This window comes from Marinilactibacillus piezotolerans, from assembly GCF_900114235.1.
GTDB classification, from domain to species: Bacteria; Bacillota; Bacilli; order Lactobacillales; family Carnobacteriaceae_A; genus Marinilactibacillus; species Marinilactibacillus piezotolerans.
Window position 1 is genome coordinate 1 of the sequence record NZ_FOSJ01000022.1, and the last position, 19994, is coordinate 19994.

Annotated in this window: 15 protein-coding genes and 1 pseudogene; 10 read left to right on the forward strand and 6 right to left on the reverse strand. The window is 33.4% G+C overall.

Features of this window, described 5'->3' with window-relative positions; genetic code table 11:
- From BM212_RS12945 to fucO, 4 genes and pseudogenes are all read left to right on the forward strand, one after another.
- Window positions 1-308, forward strand: a 308-nt coding sequence (locus tag BM212_RS12945; RefSeq protein WP_218149695.1) for a transposase, incomplete at its 5' end; no start/stop codon positions are given.
- Window positions 309-977 (forward strand): annotated as a pseudogene (locus BM212_RS06705) (carbohydrate ABC transporter permease); the annotation flags it as partial.
- A gap of 17 nt (window positions 978-994) precedes the next feature.
- A complete protein-coding gene (locus BM212_RS06710) occupies window positions 995-2641 on the forward strand; it encodes a type 2 periplasmic-binding domain-containing protein (RefSeq protein WP_091897505.1) in 1647 nt (548 codons plus the stop codon).
- 889 nt (window positions 2642-3530) lie between these two features.
- Window positions 3531-4682 carry a lactaldehyde reductase gene (gene fucO, locus BM212_RS06720; RefSeq protein WP_091897508.1) on the forward strand — a complete coding sequence of 384 codons (1152 nt, stop codon included), beginning with the start codon at window positions 3531-3533 and terminating at the stop codon, window positions 4680-4682.
- A 191-nt stretch (window positions 4683-4873) separates the two neighbouring features.
- On the opposite strand, the gene BM212_RS06725 is transcribed toward fucO, so the two are convergent.
- Complete coding sequence (locus BM212_RS06725) at window positions 4874-5272, reverse strand: hypothetical protein (RefSeq protein WP_091897511.1); 399 nt, start codon at window positions 5270-5272, stop codon at window positions 4874-4876.
- Between the two features lie 284 nt (window positions 5273-5556).
- Between BM212_RS06725 and BM212_RS06730 the strand changes: the two genes are divergently transcribed.
- From BM212_RS06730 to BM212_RS06740, 3 genes are all read left to right on the forward strand, one after another.
- A complete protein-coding gene (locus tag BM212_RS06730) occupies window positions 5557-6942 on the forward strand; it encodes a M24 family metallopeptidase (RefSeq protein WP_091897514.1) in 1386 nt (461 codons plus the stop codon).
- 44 nt (window positions 6943-6986) lie between these two features.
- A complete protein-coding gene (locus BM212_RS06735; RefSeq protein ID WP_091897518.1) occupies window positions 6987-7670 on the forward strand; it encodes an N-acetylmannosamine-6-phosphate 2-epimerase in 684 nt (227 codons plus the stop codon).
- A gap of 198 nt (window positions 7671-7868) precedes the next feature.
- The gene (locus tag BM212_RS06740) at window positions 7869-10547 is read left to right on the forward strand and encodes an HAD-IC family P-type ATPase (protein ID WP_281244386.1); all 2679 of its coding nucleotides are present in this window, start codon (window positions 7869-7871) and stop codon (window positions 10545-10547) included.
- A gap of 59 nt (window positions 10548-10606) precedes the next feature.
- On the opposite strand, the gene BM212_RS06745 is transcribed toward BM212_RS06740, so the two are convergent.
- A complete protein-coding gene (locus tag BM212_RS06745) occupies window positions 10607-11314 on the reverse strand; it encodes an FAD-dependent oxidoreductase (protein WP_091897521.1) in 708 nt (235 codons plus the stop codon).
- 259 nt (window positions 11315-11573) lie between these two features.
- On the opposite strand from BM212_RS06745, the gene BM212_RS06750 reads away from it, so the two are divergent.
- The 3 genes from BM212_RS06750 (at window position 11574) to BM212_RS06760 (ending at window position 13912) form a co-directional block, all read left to right on the forward strand.
- Window positions 11574-12359 (forward strand): glucose-1-dehydrogenase, encoded by a 786-nt coding sequence (locus tag BM212_RS06750; RefSeq protein WP_072695087.1) that lies wholly within the window; start codon window positions 11574-11576, stop codon window positions 12357-12359.
- A gap of 138 nt (window positions 12360-12497) precedes the next feature.
- The gene (locus BM212_RS06755; protein ID WP_072695086.1) at window positions 12498-13346 is read left to right on the forward strand and encodes an aldo/keto reductase; all 849 of its coding nucleotides are present in this window, start codon (window positions 12498-12500) and stop codon (window positions 13344-13346) included.
- Between the two features lie 131 nt (window positions 13347-13477).
- Window positions 13478-13912 (forward strand): DUF3284 domain-containing protein, encoded by a 435-nt coding sequence (locus BM212_RS06760; RefSeq protein WP_072695085.1) that lies wholly within the window; start codon window positions 13478-13480, stop codon window positions 13910-13912.
- Window positions 13913-14116: 204 nt separating this feature from the next.
- Here BM212_RS06760 and BM212_RS06765 read toward each other — a convergent pair whose 3' ends face one another.
- The 4 genes from BM212_RS06765 to BM212_RS06780 form a co-directional block, all read right to left on the reverse strand.
- Window positions 14117-15229, reverse strand: a complete 1113-nt coding sequence (locus BM212_RS06765; RefSeq protein WP_072695084.1) for a bifunctional glycosyltransferase family 2/GtrA family protein — start codon at window positions 15227-15229, stop codon at window positions 14117-14119.
- Window positions 15230-15345: 116 nt separating this feature from the next.
- Window positions 15346-16158, reverse strand: coding sequence for an aldo/keto reductase (locus tag BM212_RS06770; protein ID WP_072695083.1), 813 nt, complete (start codon window positions 16156-16158; stop codon window positions 15346-15348).
- A gap of 561 nt (window positions 16159-16719) precedes the next feature.
- A complete protein-coding gene (locus BM212_RS06775) occupies window positions 16720-17610 on the reverse strand; it encodes an SDR family oxidoreductase (protein WP_072695082.1) in 891 nt (296 codons plus the stop codon).
- A gap of 374 nt (window positions 17611-17984) precedes the next feature.
- Window positions 17985-19790 (reverse strand): DUF4153 domain-containing protein, encoded by a 1806-nt coding sequence (locus BM212_RS06780; RefSeq protein WP_072695081.1) that lies wholly within the window; start codon window positions 19788-19790, stop codon window positions 17985-17987.
- Between the last annotated feature and the right edge of the window lie 204 nt (window positions 19791-19994).

Here is a 19994-nt window from a genome sequence, read left to right on the forward strand (position 1 = left end):
CATCACTTGGTCGTCCAAAGAAAGACCAAACCAGAGACAAAGAAATCGAATATCGCGATAATGCAGATCGTGTAGAAGTTGAGCGCGGCTTCAGTTTACTGAAGCGTTGTTTCGGTATGGAAAATATCCGCACCAAACTCCGCGAAACTACCTTGACTACGATTGCCTTATCCGTCATTGCGATGAATGTAGATAACATTAATCGCAATCGCTTGCGCTCTTTTTTTGGACAACTGAAAAATCGGAAAAAAAGCTGTTTAGTTCTATTGAACTTTTCTCCATTTCAAATTAGCCCAATTGTTCAGTAGGCATTATATAAAGCATTCATAATTTCCGTGGCTCGAACAATAATTGGAGTAGTAATGCATACCGCATTAACAGCTATGGTTGCGTATGGAATGAGTAGACGAAATCTAATTGGTCGGAAATTTTATATGAATATGGGGATTATGACAATGTTTGTGTCAGGCGGAATGATCCCTACTTTTCTGTTATTTAAACAGATGGGTTTATTAAATAACTTTTGGGTTTATATATTACCATTTCTATTTTCTTTCTATGATATGGTTATTTTAATGAACTTTTTCAGAAATATACCATACTCTCTAGAAGAATCTGCGATGATGGATGGAGCGAATCCTTTTATAATATTTGTAAAAGTTATTCTTCCTCTATCGTTACCAGTATTAGCTACAATTGCCCTTTTTCATGGAGTTTTCCAGTGGAATGATTATATGACAGCCAATATTTATGTCGATGATCGCAGTTTATATCCGTTGCAAATGCTACTATTTAGAATTGTTTCTGAAAATCTTTCACCAGCAGTTTCGACTGGAACAAATGTTGTACGGAACACAACATCACAGTCGTTACAATTAGCTACTATGGTTGTTACAACCGTACCCGTAGTCATTATTTATCCATTTTTACAAAAATATTTTATCCAAGGTATGACACTTGGATCAGTAAAAGAATAACAAAGGAGATTATGATAATGAGTAAAAATAAAATTGTTAAATTAACAGGTATGATGTTTTTAAGTATTCTGGCTTTAGCAGGTTGTGGTGAGTCTTCAGAGGGAACCTCTCAAGGAGAAGAAGCGTTGGAAGAGTTACCTGAAGCTAGATTTGAAGTGGATGAAGCAACTCCAAGCTGGGAACAAGACACCGATCACCCGGCCCAATTAAAGTGGTACGTCAATTTTGATTGGTATGCTCAGCCAGGGTGGGGAGCAGATACTGTAACAAAAAAAATTAAAGAAGATATGAATATTGATGTTGAATTTATTTCAGGGAACGATGAAAATTTAAATACCATGCTAGCAGGTGGGGATCTTCCAGATATAATGACGTTTGATAAAAATTTGTCAGCTGCAAGCGAAGCACCCAAATTTGCTTTACCACTAAATAAATTAGCAGAAAAATATGATCCTTACTTTATTGAACATGCTGCTAAGCCAGAAACTTTACAATGGTACACATTAGATGATGGTAATATATATGGCTACCCAAGCTTCTCAGCAACTAAACAAGATTATGAAGACGGAAATGTAGTTGGCGATCAAGTATTTATTGTTCGAAAAGATATATATGAAGCTATTGGTAGTCCGGACATGTCAACTCCAGATGGTTTTATAAGTGCATTAGAAAAAGCTCATGAAAAATATCCAACTTCCGATGACGGAGCACCACTTGTGCCATTTGCCTCTACAGCATTGGATATTACTAACGGTGGGGATGGAGCTTATGGAGGAACATTACAAGATTTTCTTAGCATAGACCCAACAGTAAATAATGAATATAACGATCGTGATTCTAATGAAGAATATATTGAATGGATTGAAACATTCCGTAAGGCATATAACAAAGGTTTTATCACAAATGACCAGTTTTCTGATAATGATAATACAATGAAAGAGAAGTTAGGACAAGGTCGATATTTTGCATATTTACATTCTAATACAAAAGGGTTAAATGAATTTATGTCTGATAACAATGCGAGAAATCCAGAACAGACGTATATAGCTATTGATGGACCTAAAAACTCTAGCGGGGAAGATTCCACGTTTACCGGAGGAAATATTGGTGGTTGGACACAGACTTTTATTACGACTTCAACAGAAGAACCGCAAAAAGCTATGGAACTATTAACTTATTTAGCCAGTGAATACGGAACAATGGTTTCTACTTTTGGTATTGAAGGTGAAACATATGAGCTAGTCGATGGTAAAGTAGAATATTCTAAAGAAACTGAAGAACTACGAAATTCTGATATCGCACGCTTTGACAAAGAAGTTGGACTAGGGTCATATTGGTTCGTTGGAAACGATAATTATGCTATTGAGATGGGGCAAAAACCAGCTACATCTATTCGTCAAATGGTAGACTGGGCTCAAGATAAACTTGCACCTAGGTTTGAAATCGAAGATATTGATCCGATTTCTGGATCAGAGGCGAGAAATTTAACACAACTCAATACAGATCGTGTACAAGCTCTGGTAAGCTTTATTCAAGCAGAGACTGAACAAGAGGGACGTCAGATTTGGGAAGATTATCTTCAAGCAAGAAGTAACAAAGGCTGGGAAAATATTGTAGAATATAGAAATGGAAAAATAGCTGAGAACATAGAAAAATTAAACTAAGAAAGTAGAGGGGTAATATGCTTGCACTTGATGGCAAATTCTATCATTTTTGTGAGTGGTTATATAAAATTATATTGGTAAATACGTTATTTCTGATTAGTTCATTACCAATAGTTACTATTGGTAGTTCTATGAATGCAATGCTTAGAGTTTTGCGTCATCAGGATGCAAAGACTATTGGTCCTTACTTGTGCTATTTTAAAGAGATGCTGTTAAAGACTCTTCCTCTAGGAGTCTTTAACCTATTTTCTTTAATGTTTTTTCTAATGATTAAAAATAGTGTAGGATTATATCATTCTATGATAATTCAATTATTTTTTTTGATTTTTTCAGCTTTTCTACTAACCTATAACATTAATATTTATTTGCTTCAGATTGAACTAAATGAGATGAAAAATTATTTTACATTATTTAGGATTACCTTCATTTTTTCATTGATGACCTTTTATAAAGTCGTTTGGATTCCAGTAATATTTGGAATATTATATTTTATTACTTACCCTTTCCTTGGAGTAATTATTAATTTAATATTTCTAAGTGCACCATTATTTTACTATCAGAAGATATTTATAGAATCACTCTCTAATTTACGTGAAATTTAATGCTATGTTAGTCAAAAAAGTATCCCATTGAATCATTCAGTGGAATACTTTTTTCTTTAATGTGAACTTAATAGATAGTTTTTTTAAACTCTTAAAAAGTATAAAGTTCACAATTAAATCTTTCATATATAATTGTGATTCTATTCACTGATTAAAGATTTTGTTGTATAGTGTACGTGTTAAATCAATTAATGTAAAGGCAGATAAAAAACAGTGAAATTGTGTATTTTTCTCAATCTGTTTAGCTATTTGTCTTTAGCTGAGAAAATATATAAGGAGGAATATATATGTCAAATCGTATGGTGTTAAATGAAACCGCTTATTTCGGGAAAGGAGCAATTCAGGATATTACTTCAGAAATCCAAAAAAGAGGATTTCAAAATATTGCAGTCATTACAGACAAGGGACTTGTTGATCATGGACTAGTCTCTAAAGTTACTGATTTACTTGATGAACAAGTTATTTCTTATACAGTATTTGATCAAGTTGTACCGAATCCGACAGTTAATAATGTGAAAAATGGAGTAGAGTTTGTTAAAGAAGTGAATGCGGATTGTATTATAGCAATTGGTGGAGGTTCGCCAATCGATACTGCAAAAGCAATTGCTATTATAACAACGAATCCAGAGTTTTCTGATGTTGTAAGTCTAGAAGGTGTTGCTGATACGAAGCATGCATGCCTTCCTATACTGGCAGTTCCGACCACATCTGGCACATCTGCTGAAGTCACCATCAATTATGTTATAACAGATGAAGAGAAAAATCGTAAATTTGTTTGTGCAGATCCCCACGATATTCCAATTGTGGCTTTTGTAGATAGTGAAATGATGATGGGCATGCCAAAATCTTTAGCAGCTGCAACAGGTATGGATGCGATGACGCATGCAATTGAAGGATACATTACAAAAGGTGCATGGAAAATGACTGATATATTGCACATTAACGCAATCGAAATGATTGGATCTGCATTAAGAGATTCTGTAGAAGGAAACTTGGAAGCAAGAGAGCAAATGGCACTTGCCCAATATATTGCAGGGATGGGTTTTTCAAATGTTGGTTTGGGTCTTGTTCATGGGATGGCTCATCCATTGAGTGCCTGGTACAATATTCCTCATGGAGTAGCATGTGCATCTCTTTTACCTAGTGTAATGAAATATAACAAAGAGTATACAGGTGAAAAATACAGAGAAATTGCTAAAGCCTTAAAAGTTGAGAATGTGGACAGTCTGACTTTAGAAGAAGCGAGAAATGCAGCTTGCGAGGCAATTGATCAATTAAGTAAAAATGTTGGTATTCCAGCAACAATTTCTGAACTTGGAGTTAAAAAAGAAGATATAGAAAGTATTGCTAAAGACGCTCTTGCTGATGTTTGTACTCCAGGTAATCCACGTGATGCGTCTATTCAGGATATTATTGAGCTGTACAATAACCTTTTATAATGAATATGATTTGAAAAAACCATTCAACCAGATTTTTAATTTGGTTGAATGGTTTTTATTAATAAATCTTCTAAATAATTTATGATACGGAACTTTTGTTGCTTATTTGGAAATTATTTAAATTTCAATATAATGCTTGCATAAAGGTGAGATATTGCATTAATTCACTTTTGTTTCATGATTCTTATATGTTAACCATAGATTTTACCTGAAATAGTGTAAGCTTCAGCTTCTAATTTACTTAATCTTTCTTCAACAAATTCAATTGAATAAGTATCTTTCAGAAAATTTATGGCATCAGTCAGGACTAAGTTTTGGTCGATAAGATCTACAAAGTAATTTGGATATTGTTCCTTTAGGAATTTAAGCTCTTCTTGATTGAGCAATAGCTGATCAGCATTACTATCTGTAAACATGATCGACATAATTAGAAGCTTTTGAGCTTCGTCTATCTGAACGATTAATAAAAAAAGATGATCAAGATAATCTGCATGATAGACAAACTCAGTTTCTCCACTTTCCAGTTTTTTTGTGATAATTTTTCCATAAGTATTTTCAAGTAAATCTCTGATTTGATTTTTTACAGTCATTTTATAGCCCCCGGTTAGTGAAAAAGTGAATTAAAACAATTATAGAACATATGATTTGAAAGGTAAACTGATAAAAAATTAGTTTTAGACTTGAATCAGAATAGATATAATTTATGAAGTAATAGCATAGTACTTTTTTACATAATTTTATGAAGTTCTTATACAAGCATGTTATGTTAGAATAAAGTAAGTTTGTTTTATCAAATGGTAAAATTTTTTGACAAAGTTTGTTATATAAAAATTGATCAGTTAAATCCCTAATAACAGGATGGAGGAGTAAAACAATGAACTATAAAGAGAAACAAGTCGAGCTCAGTACCATTCCTGCTCCGGAGCAGGAACAGCAGTTGAGTCCGGTTTTGTTAAGTGATGAAACGATGAAGCAAAGATGTGAGAAAGTCTTGAAAGAAATGAAAAAGCAAGGATTCTCAACAATCGTTATATATGAAGACCTAGAACATGGTTCAAATTTCGAATACTTAACTGGATTTCTTACTAGATTTGAAGAAGCATTATTAATATTGCATGAGGATGGAACAGTCTATTATGTATTAGGTAATGAAAATCTGAAGTTAGCTAAACATACAAGATTAAAAGGTGAAGTCATTCATTGTCCGTATTTTTCATTACCTAACCAGCCAATGTACGATGCTGAAAACTTCGAAGAAATTTTGGTAAATGACCTATTTAATAAAGAGAGAAAGACTGGGTTGGTTGGATGGAAACTATTTACAGGTAGAGATAATAAACTTTTTGATTTACCATATTATATAGTAGAAACGATTAAGCAGCATGTGGGATCTGAAAACTTAGTAAATGCAACTTCTTTATTTATTGGCGACAATGGTGTAAGAACCACTAATAACATCAATGAAATTGCGCATTATGAGTTTGGTGCAGCGCTGGCATCTGCTCAAATGTTAGAAACCTTAGACTCACTGGAGGTAGGAAAGACTGAAATGGAACTTGGGCATACCTTAACTAGCTCTGGACAGCCTAATAATGTTGTAACCATCGCAGCTACGGGGAAACGTTTTGAACAAGCAAACCTCTATCCCACTGATAAAGTAGTTTCTCTAGGCGATACATTATCTTTGACTGTTGGATATAAAGGTGGACTACAAAGCCGCAGTGCCTTTGTAGCTAATGACAGAGCTGATTTGCCGACAAATCAGCAAGTATATTTAGAAAAAGTTGTCTTCCCGTATTTTAAGGCAGTCACTGCCTGGTTAGAAAATGTGCATATAGGAATGAAAGGCAATGAACTTTACCAGTTGATTGAAGAAGTGCTTCCTAAAAATCAATATGGATGGCATTTAAATCCTGGTCATTATGTAGCGGATGAAGAGTGGATGGCATCCCCGATTTATCCGAATTCTGAGGTTGTCTTAAAAAGCGGAATGATGTTTCAAGTAGATATTATTCCTTCTATTGAGGGAATGCCGGGAGCAAGCGCTGAAGGCGGTATTGTTCTGGCAGATCAGCAATTAAAAACCGACATGAAAGATAATTATCCAAAAATGTGGACTCGCTTCGAAAAAAGACGAAAATATGTGACTGAAATTTTAGGTATTGAATTGAATGAGGATATTCTACTAATGGGGAACGCAACACCATATTTGAGACCATACTTATTAGATAAAAAAAGTGCTGTGCGAATAAAGAAATAGTGAAAATTAATATTATTAAATAGGAATATATTGGAGGAATTAAAATGTCAGTTTTGGAGAAAATTAAAGGTGGACTGGTTGTTTCATGTCAAGCCCTGCCAGACGAACCACTTCATAGTTCATTCATTATGGGAAGAATGGCTATTGCGGCTGAACAAGGTGGAGCTGTTGGAATTCGAGCAAATACAAAAGAAGATATAGCAGAAATCAAGAAACAGACAAATCTACCAGTTATCGGTATCGTTAAGAGAGATTATCAAGATTCAAAGGTTTATATCACCGCGACGATGACAGAAATCGATGAATTGATGACGGTAGGCTGTGAGATCATAGCTCTTGATGCTACAGATCAAAAGAGACCAGGCGGTCAATCACTAAAGGAATTCGTTCAACAAATAAAAAGGAAATATCCTGATAGTATATTGATGGCTGATGCATCGACTTACGAAGAAGTTCTATCGGCAGAAAAGTTAGGATTTGATGTGCTGTCGACTACCCTGATGGGATACACTGATAAATCTAAGAATCAGAATATCTCTGACAATGATTTTGAGGTATTGAAGAAGATACTACAGTCAGTATCGACTCCTGTTATTGCAGAAGGACACATTGATACACCAGAAAAAGCAAAACGATGTTTTGAATTAGGTGTGCATTCCGTTGTTGTTGGAAGCGCAATTACTCGACCACAACTAATTACTGAAAGGTTTGTTCGTGAAATCAAATAGTGCTTCTATAACTGGCTGAAAGCAGAATTATTCAGCCAGTTTTTTTGTTGAATAACTCTTACATAAGTTATAATTTTTGTAATCAATCCTTAATTTCTCTAAAATAATTATATAAGTCTATTTTCTCAGAATCGATTCTAGAGAACCGATAGATGATTAATCAATAGAATAATCATTAAAAGAAAGTAGGAATGACAAGTGAAAAATGAAGGATCTAAGACAGAAACACCTTACTACCAGAAAGGAAGCAAAGAATTATCAGAACGATTTAATGTAGATATGGAAAAAGGATTATCTTCAGAAGAAGCCGAGAAACGTCTTAATGAAGATGGTCCTAATCAGTTAGAAGAAAAAGAGATTTCTAAATGGACGATTCTACTAAGACAAATCAATAATGTAGTCATTTATATATTAATTGTTGCAGCTTTATTGACATTGTGGATGGGACATTATTCGGATGCAATCGTAATAGGATTAGTCGTTATTGCGAATACATTGATTGGCTATTTCCAAGAAATTAACGCATCTAATGCCTTGGATAAGATTAAGGATATGCTTTCAACACATGCTACTGTCATTAGAGACAAACAGCGTAAAGAAATAGAAGCAGTTGATGTTGTAAAAGGAGACTTAGTTTACCTTGAAGCTGGAGATAATGTACCGGCTGATGTCAGAATTATAGATTCTGATCGACTGAAAGTGCAAGAATCTTCATTAACTGGGGAAGCTGATTCGATTGAAAAAACACCTGAAGAAATAGAAGAAAAAGTTGGTCTTGGTGACCAGGTAAATATGGCATTTGCCTCAACATCTATTACAAATGGTAATGGAACAGGTGTAGTAGTAGCCACTGCTGAGGAGACTGAAATTGGTAAGATCAGCACAGCTGTAAATGATCAGGAGAGTAAAAAAACTCCTTTAGTGCAACTGATCGACAACTTAGGAAAAACAATTTCTTACGTTATCATGGGTGTTGCTGCGCTGCTTTTTATATATGGATTGATTAGTGGTGTATATTCATTATCAGCATTGTCACTAGCAGTCGTTACAATGATTGTGGGTTCTGTACCAGAAGGTTTGCCTGCTACTACCTCAGTTGTACTTGCTATGGGTGTCAGTGATATGGCGAAAAATAAAAATACGATCGTCAAGACTTTACCTTCGGTAGAGACTTTGGGATCTGTTGATATTATTGCTACAGACAAAACCGGAACTTTGACTAAAAATGAAATGACAGCTCAAAATATTATTACAAAGCAGGCAGAATATACTGTCTCAGGAATCGGGTATTCACCGGAGGGGAAAATTGAGCTGGATGGTCAGTCGATTGAACTGGATAGTGATTCGGATTTAAAGCTGTTGATTACTTCAGGTTACGAAGCGAATGAGGCAGAATTAAACGAAAAAGAAGGTCAATGGAAGATTAGTGGGGAACCAACTGACGGAGCCTTCCTTACATTATATAATAAAGCTTTTAATAGTGGCGATTCAAATTACGAAGAGATTTCTAAAGTTCCATTTGATTCAGATTATAGATATGTGGCAACTCTTTCTGAAAACATTGAATCTAAAGAGCGTAAAATATTCATAAAAGGATCACCTGGCAAGTTGTTTACATTAGCTGAAGCCAAAGACCCTTCATTTGATACAGACTTCTGGAGAGAAAAAGTCGAAGCACTATCTTCACAAGGTAAACGAGTTGTGGCAGTTGGTGTGCAAGATACTGATCAGAATAAAGATACACTAGAGCATGAAGATGTTGATGAAGGGGTAACGTTTCTCGGTATTGTAGGCATCATTGATCCGCCACGCGAAGAAGTAATTGACTCAATCAAAACGATGAGAAAAGCTGGTGTAGAAGTTAAAATGATCACTGGAGATCATCCCTCAACTGCTAAAGCTATCGCGGAAGCGTTAGGACTTTCGGAAAATGTACAAACCATTACTGGTCTGGAACTAGATGAACTTTCTCAAGAAGAATTAGTTGAAAAAGTAAATGATTACCAAGTATTTGCTAGAACGACTCCACACAATAAACTTCAAATTATTGAAGCATTTCAAAAAAGTGGTAAAACCACTGCAATGACTGGAGATGGAGTTAATGATGCGCCGGCATTGAAAAAAGCTGACATTGGTGTAGCTATGGGATTAAACGGGACAGATGTATCTAAAGATTCCGCCAATATGGTGCTGACAGATGATAATTTTTCTACTATGTCTGTAGCAATTGAAGAAGGACGTAGAATTTTTGATAATATAAAGAAAAGTATTCTTTATTTACTTCCTACATCTTTTGCTGAAGGTTTGATCATTGCGTTTACATTGATTGCTCAAAGAGATTTACCATTACAGGCAACTCAGATGCTTTGGATCAATATGGTTTCTGCTATTACAATCCAATTTGCCTTTATTTTTGAGCCAGCCGAACCAGGGCTGATGGATAGAGAGCCAAGAGATACCTCAGCTTCCTTAATTGGAAAACATGATGCATTTCAAATAGCTTATGTATCCATATTGATGGCAGTGTTCAGTTTAGTGGCATATGACTGGCTGATAGCTTCTGGCGCGAACCAGGTTACAGCTAGCACAATGGTTGTAAATATTATTGTAATTAGTAAAATATTTTATCTATTCAATGTCAGGACACACGCTCTTGCTTTTTCTAAAGAGTTCTTTACAAATAAGAAAGCTTTCCTGATTATTGGAGTTATGATTGTGCTGCAATTAATGTTAACGTATGTACCATTTTTCCAAGAATTCTTTTATACAGAAAGTTTAACAATAGTTGAATGGCTGATTGCTATTGCAGTAGGCGTAATTGTTTTGATTATTGCTGAGATTGATAAAATCATTCGTATGAAGATCAATAAAAATTAATAAATAAAAGGAGAACCCTCTATGTAATTCTACATACGAAGGTTCTCCTTTTTCATTGATCAATAATGATTTAAATGGTTTATAATGACCTGTTTTTTATGAATAGTCAATTGTTTTAATGTTTTATTAGTATGATTTATTGTTTTATCACTGCCGTAAATACAATAGAAAGCATTATTTCCATACTTTTGAACTAATTGCTCTAGTACACTTGAGGATTCACTACGATCAAATACATAAAAGATTTGTATTGTAGTATTCTTCGCTGCTATTTTGTCTAGTTCCTCTCTAAAAAGGTGGTAGTCTCTAGAAGTATAAATTAAGGCTATGGGTCTTGAAAAATCTGATTCCAGGTTTTTTAATAATGCTCTTATAGGGGTAATATTTATTCCATTGGTCATTAAAATCAAAGGCCGGTTACGTGTGTCTTCAATAATGGAAGATCCAAAAGGTCCCTTAATTTTAACCCTATCTTCTTTTTGTACAGCAAGTACTTTCTCCTCAAAAAGATGGGGAGGGGTTTTAGTTTTCATTCCAATCATCAGTCTATTTTCTTTTGGTATAGAACCGATATAAAAGGAGTGAAATTTCAGAAAATGACTTGAGGTTCGGTCATAAAATGAGAATAAAGCATAATCTCCAGCATTCCAATGCATTTTTTCTGGAATAGTCATATTAATTATGTAGTATCGTTCCTTCGGATTTTCTACTGATTGGACTCTGGCTACATTTTTATTGAAATATTCTTTTAAAAAAGTCAATGCCATTTTAAAGATCTCCTTTTGATTAATATATGTTTAGCCTAGTAAAAAATACCTTTGTTATTATACCGTTTAGTATACTCTTAATGACTGAAAATAGTTAGAATTATGTACATTAGTACGAGAATAAATCGTGATATTCAAATGGATTTTATTATATTACATAGAGAGACCAAGGTATATTTTTTGAGTAATTATTGGCTGTGATGTACAGTGAAATTAATCAACCATTTAATTATAAACTTAAACTAGGGGGAAAATAGTCGTGTATAAAGATTTAGATGGGAAAGTAGCAGTCGTTACTGGCGGATCTAAAGGAATTGGAGAAGCAATCGCCTTGCGTTTAGTAGAAGAAAAAATGTCAGTTGTGATTAATTATCATAGTGATGAAGAAGGAGCAAATGAATCAGTAAAAGCAATCGAGGAAAAAGGGGGCAAAGCGGTAGCGGTTCAAGCAGATATTGGTTCAGAAGAGGGTGCAGCTGCTTTACTTAAAGCAGCTGTAGAAAATTTTGGTACTTTGCATTTATGGATCAATAATGCAGGAATGGAGAATAAATCTCCTACCCATGAATTGTCTTTTGATGACTGGACGAAAGTAATGAATGTCAATCTGAACGGTGTATTCCTAGGCTCAAAAACAGCGCTTAATTACTTCCTGGAACATGACATTAAAGGAACTATTCTCAACATGTCTTCAGTACATGATAAAATACCTTGGCCAACCTTTGCACACTATACTGCCAGCAAAGGTGGAGTTAAAATATTCACTGAAACGATTGCACTCGAATATGCTCATAAGGGAATTAGAGTAAATAATATATCCCCCGGAGCCATCAATACCTCTATCAATGCTGAGAAGTTTGAAGATGAAGAAGCAAAACAACAAACGCTAAATATGATTCCGTTGGACTATATTGGTAAAGCGGAAGAAGTAGCTGCCGCTGCTGCATGGTTAGCGTCTAAGGAATCCAGTTATGTAACGGGAACGACACTTTATGTCGATGGGGGCATGACGCTTTATCCATCGTTTGAAAAAGGTGACGGTTAATTCAGTCACAGACTTAGCCCTTTCTTCTGTATTAAAGAAGAGAGGGTTAAGTACCTTTTATAGGACTTATCGTATGATAGTCAAAGTCATTTCCTTTATACTAATCATGGTAAATTAATTTGAAAGGATGTAATTTAAATGGAACAATCAGATTTTTATGAGCTAAATGATGGAGCAAAACTACCTGCGATTGGTTTGGGTACGGTAAATATACAAGGTGCAAAAGGTGTTAATAGTGTCCTTACAGCAATTGATGCTGGATACAGACTAATTGATACTTCCACAAACTATATGAATGAAGGAATGGTAGGCGAAGCTATAAGGCGTTCAACAGTCCCAAGAGAAGAATTGATAATCAGTTCTAAATTACCAGGAGCAGCACATGACTATGATAAAGCCATTACTATGATTCAAGAATCACTCTATCGTTTAGGAATCGATTATTTTGATAAATATCTGATTCACTGGCCACTACCTATGCAGGGGAAATATGTGGAAGCTTGGCAGGCACTAATAGACGCTCAAAAGTTTGGTTTAATCAAAACGATTGGAGTATCTAACTTTTTAGAAGAACATCTTGAAAAAATTATAGATAAAACAGGTGTAACGCCTGCCACCAACCAAATAGAAAGACATCCGTATTTCAACAATAATGAAGTAGTCGAAACCAACAAGAAACTTGGTATCCTGACAGAAGCGTGGAGTCCATTTGGTCGAGAAATCAATGATGTTATTGAGCATGAGACTATTGCAAAAATAGCTAAAAAGTATGATAAGACTCCTACTCAAGTGATTATTCGTTGGAATCTACAAAATGATGTTATGCCAATCGTGAAGTCATCTTCTCTAAAACACCAAAAAGCTAATTTAAATGTCTTCAATTTTGAATTGACTCAAGAGGATATCCAGACAATTGATTTATTAGACAAAGGTGAACCAGGAAGAGTAGAAGGTCAACATCCAAATGAATACGAAGAATTTGGATAAAATTATTGATTCTATGTTTTAGAACATTCTATTTCATTTTGGAATAGAATGTTCTTTTTTCTGTTAGAAACTGATATGATAGAAAAAGATAGTGATAATAAATCTATATACTATCAGAAAAGGAAGAGCTAATGAAAATAGATAAAAAACTCAAAATATCTACCGATCAGTTTTACAAGCAATTAATTCGTTCTATTCAAAATGATATCCTTACTCAAACTGGGGAAGAAGTACTAGAGCATGAACTAGAAGGATATTCATATGATAAAAATTTTCCGAACAATCAAATCGCAACGATGACTATAACAGAAATTATTCATAATAAAATATATGAATATAAAATGGTAACGGATAAAAATATCATCGTTTCACGATATACGATTAGCTCTCAAGAAAAAAACACTTGTGAAGTAGAGTATGAAGAACATGTAGAATTTGAAGGTGCATTACAATCGTTGAATGATTCGTTTATGGGTTCTGTCATGATGTACTTTAAGAAAAGGCGTTTTGCTAGTATGCTTAGTAATGTGGAGCGAACAGTAAATAAAAATGAATCTAACGAATAAAATGCTTAGTTCATAGATTATGAGCAATTACTTGAAAGTTCATTATGATGAATTGAGTACGTTTGCCTATCTAATAAAATGAATTATACATTATTTAACAAGAAAATAGTTTAATTAATATAATCAAAAAGATGCTACTCTAAATAATCTTAGGTAGCATCTTTTAATAGAGGGATTAGTTTATTGAGAATTTCAATATTACATTTATAACTTTTCTGTAATATTTTGAGCGGGAGAAGATACTTTTTTAAATACCCAATTTTTCTGGGCATAAAATCCGATAAAAAAGATAATTGTATCGATTAAGATTTTTATTAACCACGCTGTATCGTAAACAGTAAAAGTAACGATTGCTTGTACAATGGTGGCCGAAGCAATCATTTGAATAAAAAACAGCATTACATAACGATGAATTGAACTTGATGTTCTCTTTTCTCGGAAAACAAGATGCTTATTAGATAAATAATTAAAGAGACCAGATGTGATTCTAGCAATTACAGTAGATATAATAATGTAATAAGAAGGGAAATGATTTTCCAGAATAAAGACTAGTAATGAGAAAGTCAATATATCAGCTAGGAATGAAGCAACAGCCGATGTACAATATCTAATAAATACGGAATATATCTTAACTGAATCAAGCAAAGGATTGAAATGAGAAGATTCATTATTTTCAATATATACTGTTTTAATCGGAACTTCTTTCATTGGTATAGCATTATCTTTAAAATATAATAGCATATTCATTTCGTATTCATAACGGTCTCCTTGAACTTCTAACAATCCCTCTAATGTAAACAAGGGCAAGACCCTTAACCCAGTTTGGGTGTCTGTAAGATTAAGATTATTCATATTGTTTATTACATTTCGGGTAAAAATATTTCCAATTCTGCTTCTCAAAGGGATAGATTTATTTTCAAAATTTCGACTGCCAAGCAAAACTGAATGAGGGTTTTTAGTAAATTCTTCAATACATCTTTTAACATCTTCTGTGGTATGCTGCCCATCACCATCAACTGTAATCACACCAAGATGAGTGGAGTAGTCAGTGATGATAGTTTGAAAAGCAGATTTTAAAGCAGCTCCTTTTCCTTTATTGATAGAATGAGTAAAAATTTGGCATTGATAGGTGTTTTGAATAGTATTAAAGAAGCTCTTAGATTCTTTGTCACTACCATCATCGATAACGATTATTGGAATAATCTGGCTGATGTCTTTTCTAATATTTTCAATTAGTGTGATCAGTTTCCCGTCCGGATTTAGTGAGGGGATAACAATGATTACATCATGCAGCGCTTTATGATTATCATTCTGCATTCTTAGATAACCTCCTTTATTAAAATAAGTAACCGATAATGTTGAAAATGGATAGTGCTGGAACAAAAAAAGCTGCCTATTATGAATAGACAGCTTAAATCTGTTTGATCAGCGTGTTATTTTCTAATATCTTCGAATCCTTTCAATTCTTTAAGGTCTTCATCAGATATTTTAAAATCAACCTGTTTATTTTGTATGATTCGTTCCTCATGAGTTGATTTTGGTAAAGGTAATGTTTCCCTTTCTAAACAGTAACGAATCAATAATTGAGCAGGTGTAACATCATATTTTTCAGCCATTTTCTTGATGTCTGAATGATCTAAGAGTTCTCCGGTTGCAAGAGGAGAATAAGCTTCTACTACAATATTATGTTTTTTACAGAATTCAAGTAATTCCTCCTGATCTCGACCTACATAAAACGGAATCTGGTTGACCATAGGAATAATATCACAGTTATCTATAATCGCTTGGAGATCTTTAACTTCAAAGTTAGAGACGCCGATGGCACGAATTTTTCCTTCATTATATAACTGTTCCATGGCTTTCCACGATTGAATGTTACCTTCAGTACAGTCTTTTCCTTTTTCATCCCAAGGCCAAGGTGCGTGAATCAAGTATAGGTCCAGATAATCCACACCTAAATTAGTAATTGTTTCGTTGAAAGCTGCTAGTGTTTCATCGAATCCTTTAGTTTGAGCAGGTAATTTACTTGTGATGAAAACATCTTCTCTAGCAATATCGAATTCCTTAATGGCTTTACCAACATTTTCTTCATTTTTGTAAGCTAAAGCAGTATCGATATGAGTATAGCCGTTTTTTAATGCCATTGTTACTGAGTCGTAAGCTTCGTCGTTAGGAATTTGCCAGGTTCCAAATCCAATTTTTGGTATTTCTACATTATTATGAAAAACAAAATTTCCTTTAATCATTTTTATACAATCCTCCAATTAGTTTGATTGACTTCTATATTTATTCTACAATAAATATAGTTGTAAGTCTTTTCATACAACTTAATGATTTTCAACAAGGGGGATAAGAATGATTCTTCTATATATTTTTTTAATCATTTTTGTATTTATGTATATAATGACCATACTTCAAATTATAAGAGGGAATGTGGATAGTCTACCGGTTAAACTTTTCTGCTATAGAACAGCTGCCTTGAAATAATTGCAAAGTTATGAAGGAAGACTGAGAAAAACAATAAAAATATTTTACACAATAAGTATGGCTTTTAATCTAGTAATCCTGTTCATCTTTATTTATTACCCCTCTTCGGGCAACTTGCACAATCCAATTATTTTCTTTTTTATTCCTATAAATCAGCTGGTTACTCCGATAATCATAAGCTATATAGTAACTTCTTATAAAAAACATAATCGAATTAATGAATAAAAAAACTCCCTAAAAATCTAATGTTTCTCACATTAGAAATTTGAGGGAGTTTTATTTTTATAAGATTTTATTTTCTTATTAATCAGATTAGATTTCTATCCTAAAGGTAACCCACCGGTAATACCAGAAATTTCTCCTGTTACATAATTTGACTTTTCAGAAGCTAAATAGACGTATTGATGTGCTAGTTCCGCTGGTTGGCCAGCACGTTTAAGGGGTGTTTCTTTACCAAACTCAGGTATAGAATCTTGAGGTTGTCCACCAGTGACTTGTAGAGCTGTCCAGATTGGACCTGGTGCAATACTGTTCACGCGAATCCCTTTGGGTGCTAGTTGCTTAGCTAAAGCAATTGTAAACCCTCTAATAGCAAATTTAGTTGATGCATAGTCTAATAAGTTTTCAGAAGGACTGTAACCTTGAATAGAAGAAGTTGTAATAATTGAAGCACCTTCTGATAAATGCGGTAACGCAGCTTGAATAGTCCAGAACATTGAATAAATATTTGTTTCAAATGTACTCGTTAACTGTTCAGTCGTAATATCTTCAATGTTGCTTGTTGATTGCTGTTTACCAGCTACTAAAGCTAAAACATCAAGACCGCCTAATTCAGAAACAGTTTTTTCAACTATTTCTTTAGAAAAGTCTTCGCTTCTTAAATCACCAGGTAGTAAAACAGCTTTTTGATTTTCAGCTTCAATAAGTTTTTTTACTTCATCTGCATCAGGCTGTTCCTCTGGCAAGTATACAATAGCAACATCTGCACCTTCGCGAGCATACGCAATTGCTGCAGCACGGCCAATTCCTGAATCCCCACCAGTTACTAAAATTCTTTTTCCTTTTAACTGATCATTTCCTTTGTAGGTTGCTTCTCCGCAATCTGGTACTGGATCCATTTCTTTTTGTAGACCAGGAGGAGACTGTGGTTGTTTAGGGAATTTACCATTGAAATATTCATCTAACGGATTGACATTTTGTTCATTACTCATTAAAAAATCGCTCCTTTGGTTTAACTTTTGAATATGACAATATATTAGACTACAAATTTATATACCTCAAATAATATGCCTGTATCTCTTGATAAAACAATAAATTAAAAAGCGAAGGAAATTTTGATTGGAGTGAGGAATTTTCAGTTACGGATAAAGAAGTTGACAAAGTCAATGAAGAAGCAGCTGTAATTATAGAAAATACCAATGATATAAACCAAAAAGATTCAAACTATCTTTATCTTATTATTGCTATATTACTTATTGTAGTAAGTATAATGTTTGTCTATATTTTTAAAATTAAAGTGTTAAAAAAATAAAAGCATCAAAGTGATAAGAGATTATATCTCTTATCATTCTCCATGCTTTTGTTGTTAATTATTTAAAGAAACAAATACATACATTTTGCCTGAATAAGTCCCATCTGCGTAGGTTACCAAACTTTCTAAAATAATCTTAACTGTTCCACGATCGTTTTCTTTTGTAAAAGTCAGATCTTCATCAGACATTTGTTGCACTTTTGGAACGTATTCAAAGGTATCATTTAATAAAAATTGTAGATCGAAGTTGATCATTTCTTCATTCTGATCATTTAATACATTTACTGTGAATGTTTGATCATCAGATAAGACCTGAAGAACAAAAGCGTTATCGTTGAAGTCAAAGGGTAAATTTTGCTCAGGTATTGATTCGTATCCCATATTATTGATAGAAACGTAAACAAATTGAGCAGTTTTTTCAGTATCAACTGAAAAAGTTTCATTCTCATTCAAGCGTACCTCAGCATAGTTAGCCGTATAGCTTTCGAAATCCGGATTGTCAGATTCACTGAGAAATTTATAATCGTAATTATTGAAACCAAATGTATTTTCAAAATCTTCATAATAAATATCGAAATTATTCGGGAGCCAATCAATTCGATTAACTCCATCAGTGTTATACAAATACTCTATACTATTTGCAATTTTTTCTCTATCAGTCAGGGAAATATCTTCATTTTTTATAATGGTATTATCTACTAACATATTATTTTTTCTCAAAACATCTTCTACAAAATTTATCTGAGCGTTTAATCCTACTGTTATGGCGTCGATGGGAGGTATGATTGAGATAATGGACAGGGAAATGAACAATGCCGGAACATAAACTTCTTTATTTTGGAGAAAACTGTAAATTATACTCGAAATGATTGCAAACACACCAAACATAATAACATAGTAGCGACCATGAGTAAGTCCAAACTGATTAATTTTCAATAGAGAAGCTATGGTTTGGAATAAAGATATGACAAGTAAAATTTCAGGAAAATATTTTCTGAAAATAAAAGTACTTTTATTATCGATTCTTTCGGATAGATAAAAAATGATAAATCCAATTATGATATAGCTTACCAGTAAGGGTTCTAGTAGATTGTCATTCCAGAATTGTCCGCTTAAATTCGTAATAATATATAACGTCAAAATGAGTGTATACGCAGCTAGTAAAGGTATAATAATATAAGAAACTAGCGCTTCTAGGGTCTTTGGTGTTGTAATAGCCTGTTTATCTTTTTCAGTCAAGACATTTTCATTAATGGGATAAAGCGGAATGTAAGATAAATAATATAAAGGTGCAAAAAATCCGAAAATAACAACACTAAGATCGATGAAAACTTTGTAATCCACATTATATATCAGAAAGCTAAATGCACCGAGAATAGCTATCATACCAACTTCTAGAACAATTGAAAAAAGCATACTAGTAAAAAAAGCTTTAAAAGCAGTAGTGAACGATGTACTGAAAGATAATTTGCTTTTGATTGAAGGGACCCAAATGTATGCTACCGTCAATGCACTAATTAAGGCACTTGAACGAATATAAATAACAGTGTTAATATCAGTATAATTTTTTAAAAACAGCCAATAGTATAAAGAAGTAAAGATAATTACAACAATATAAATTCCCAATCTAATCAACCGGCTGTTTCTGAAAAAGCGTTCATAAATCGATTGTCCAGTAAAAGCGGCAATTCCACCTATCAGCATTGTTAATGTTTCGCTATAATAAATAGTATTGTCTGAATGAATGCTTAATATTGTCAATAATACTAGTATAAAAAAGCATAATGTAGATAACGGATAACGAAATACGGCCTGCGAAAAGCTAACGAGTCTTGTAGCGCTTCTTTTATAAAAATTCATTAGAAATACTCCTTTACTTTTATATACTTGTATCATAACTGTTTGGTACTGGTAAGACAAATAAATACATATATCATAAATTATACTTTGAAAAATATTGATAGAAAATCACAAGAAAAAAGGTAATTATAAAAAGATATTGCCAAATTCCGTATTATTTAGCAATATATTTCCAGAAATCAAAAATATTAAATAGTTTACTAT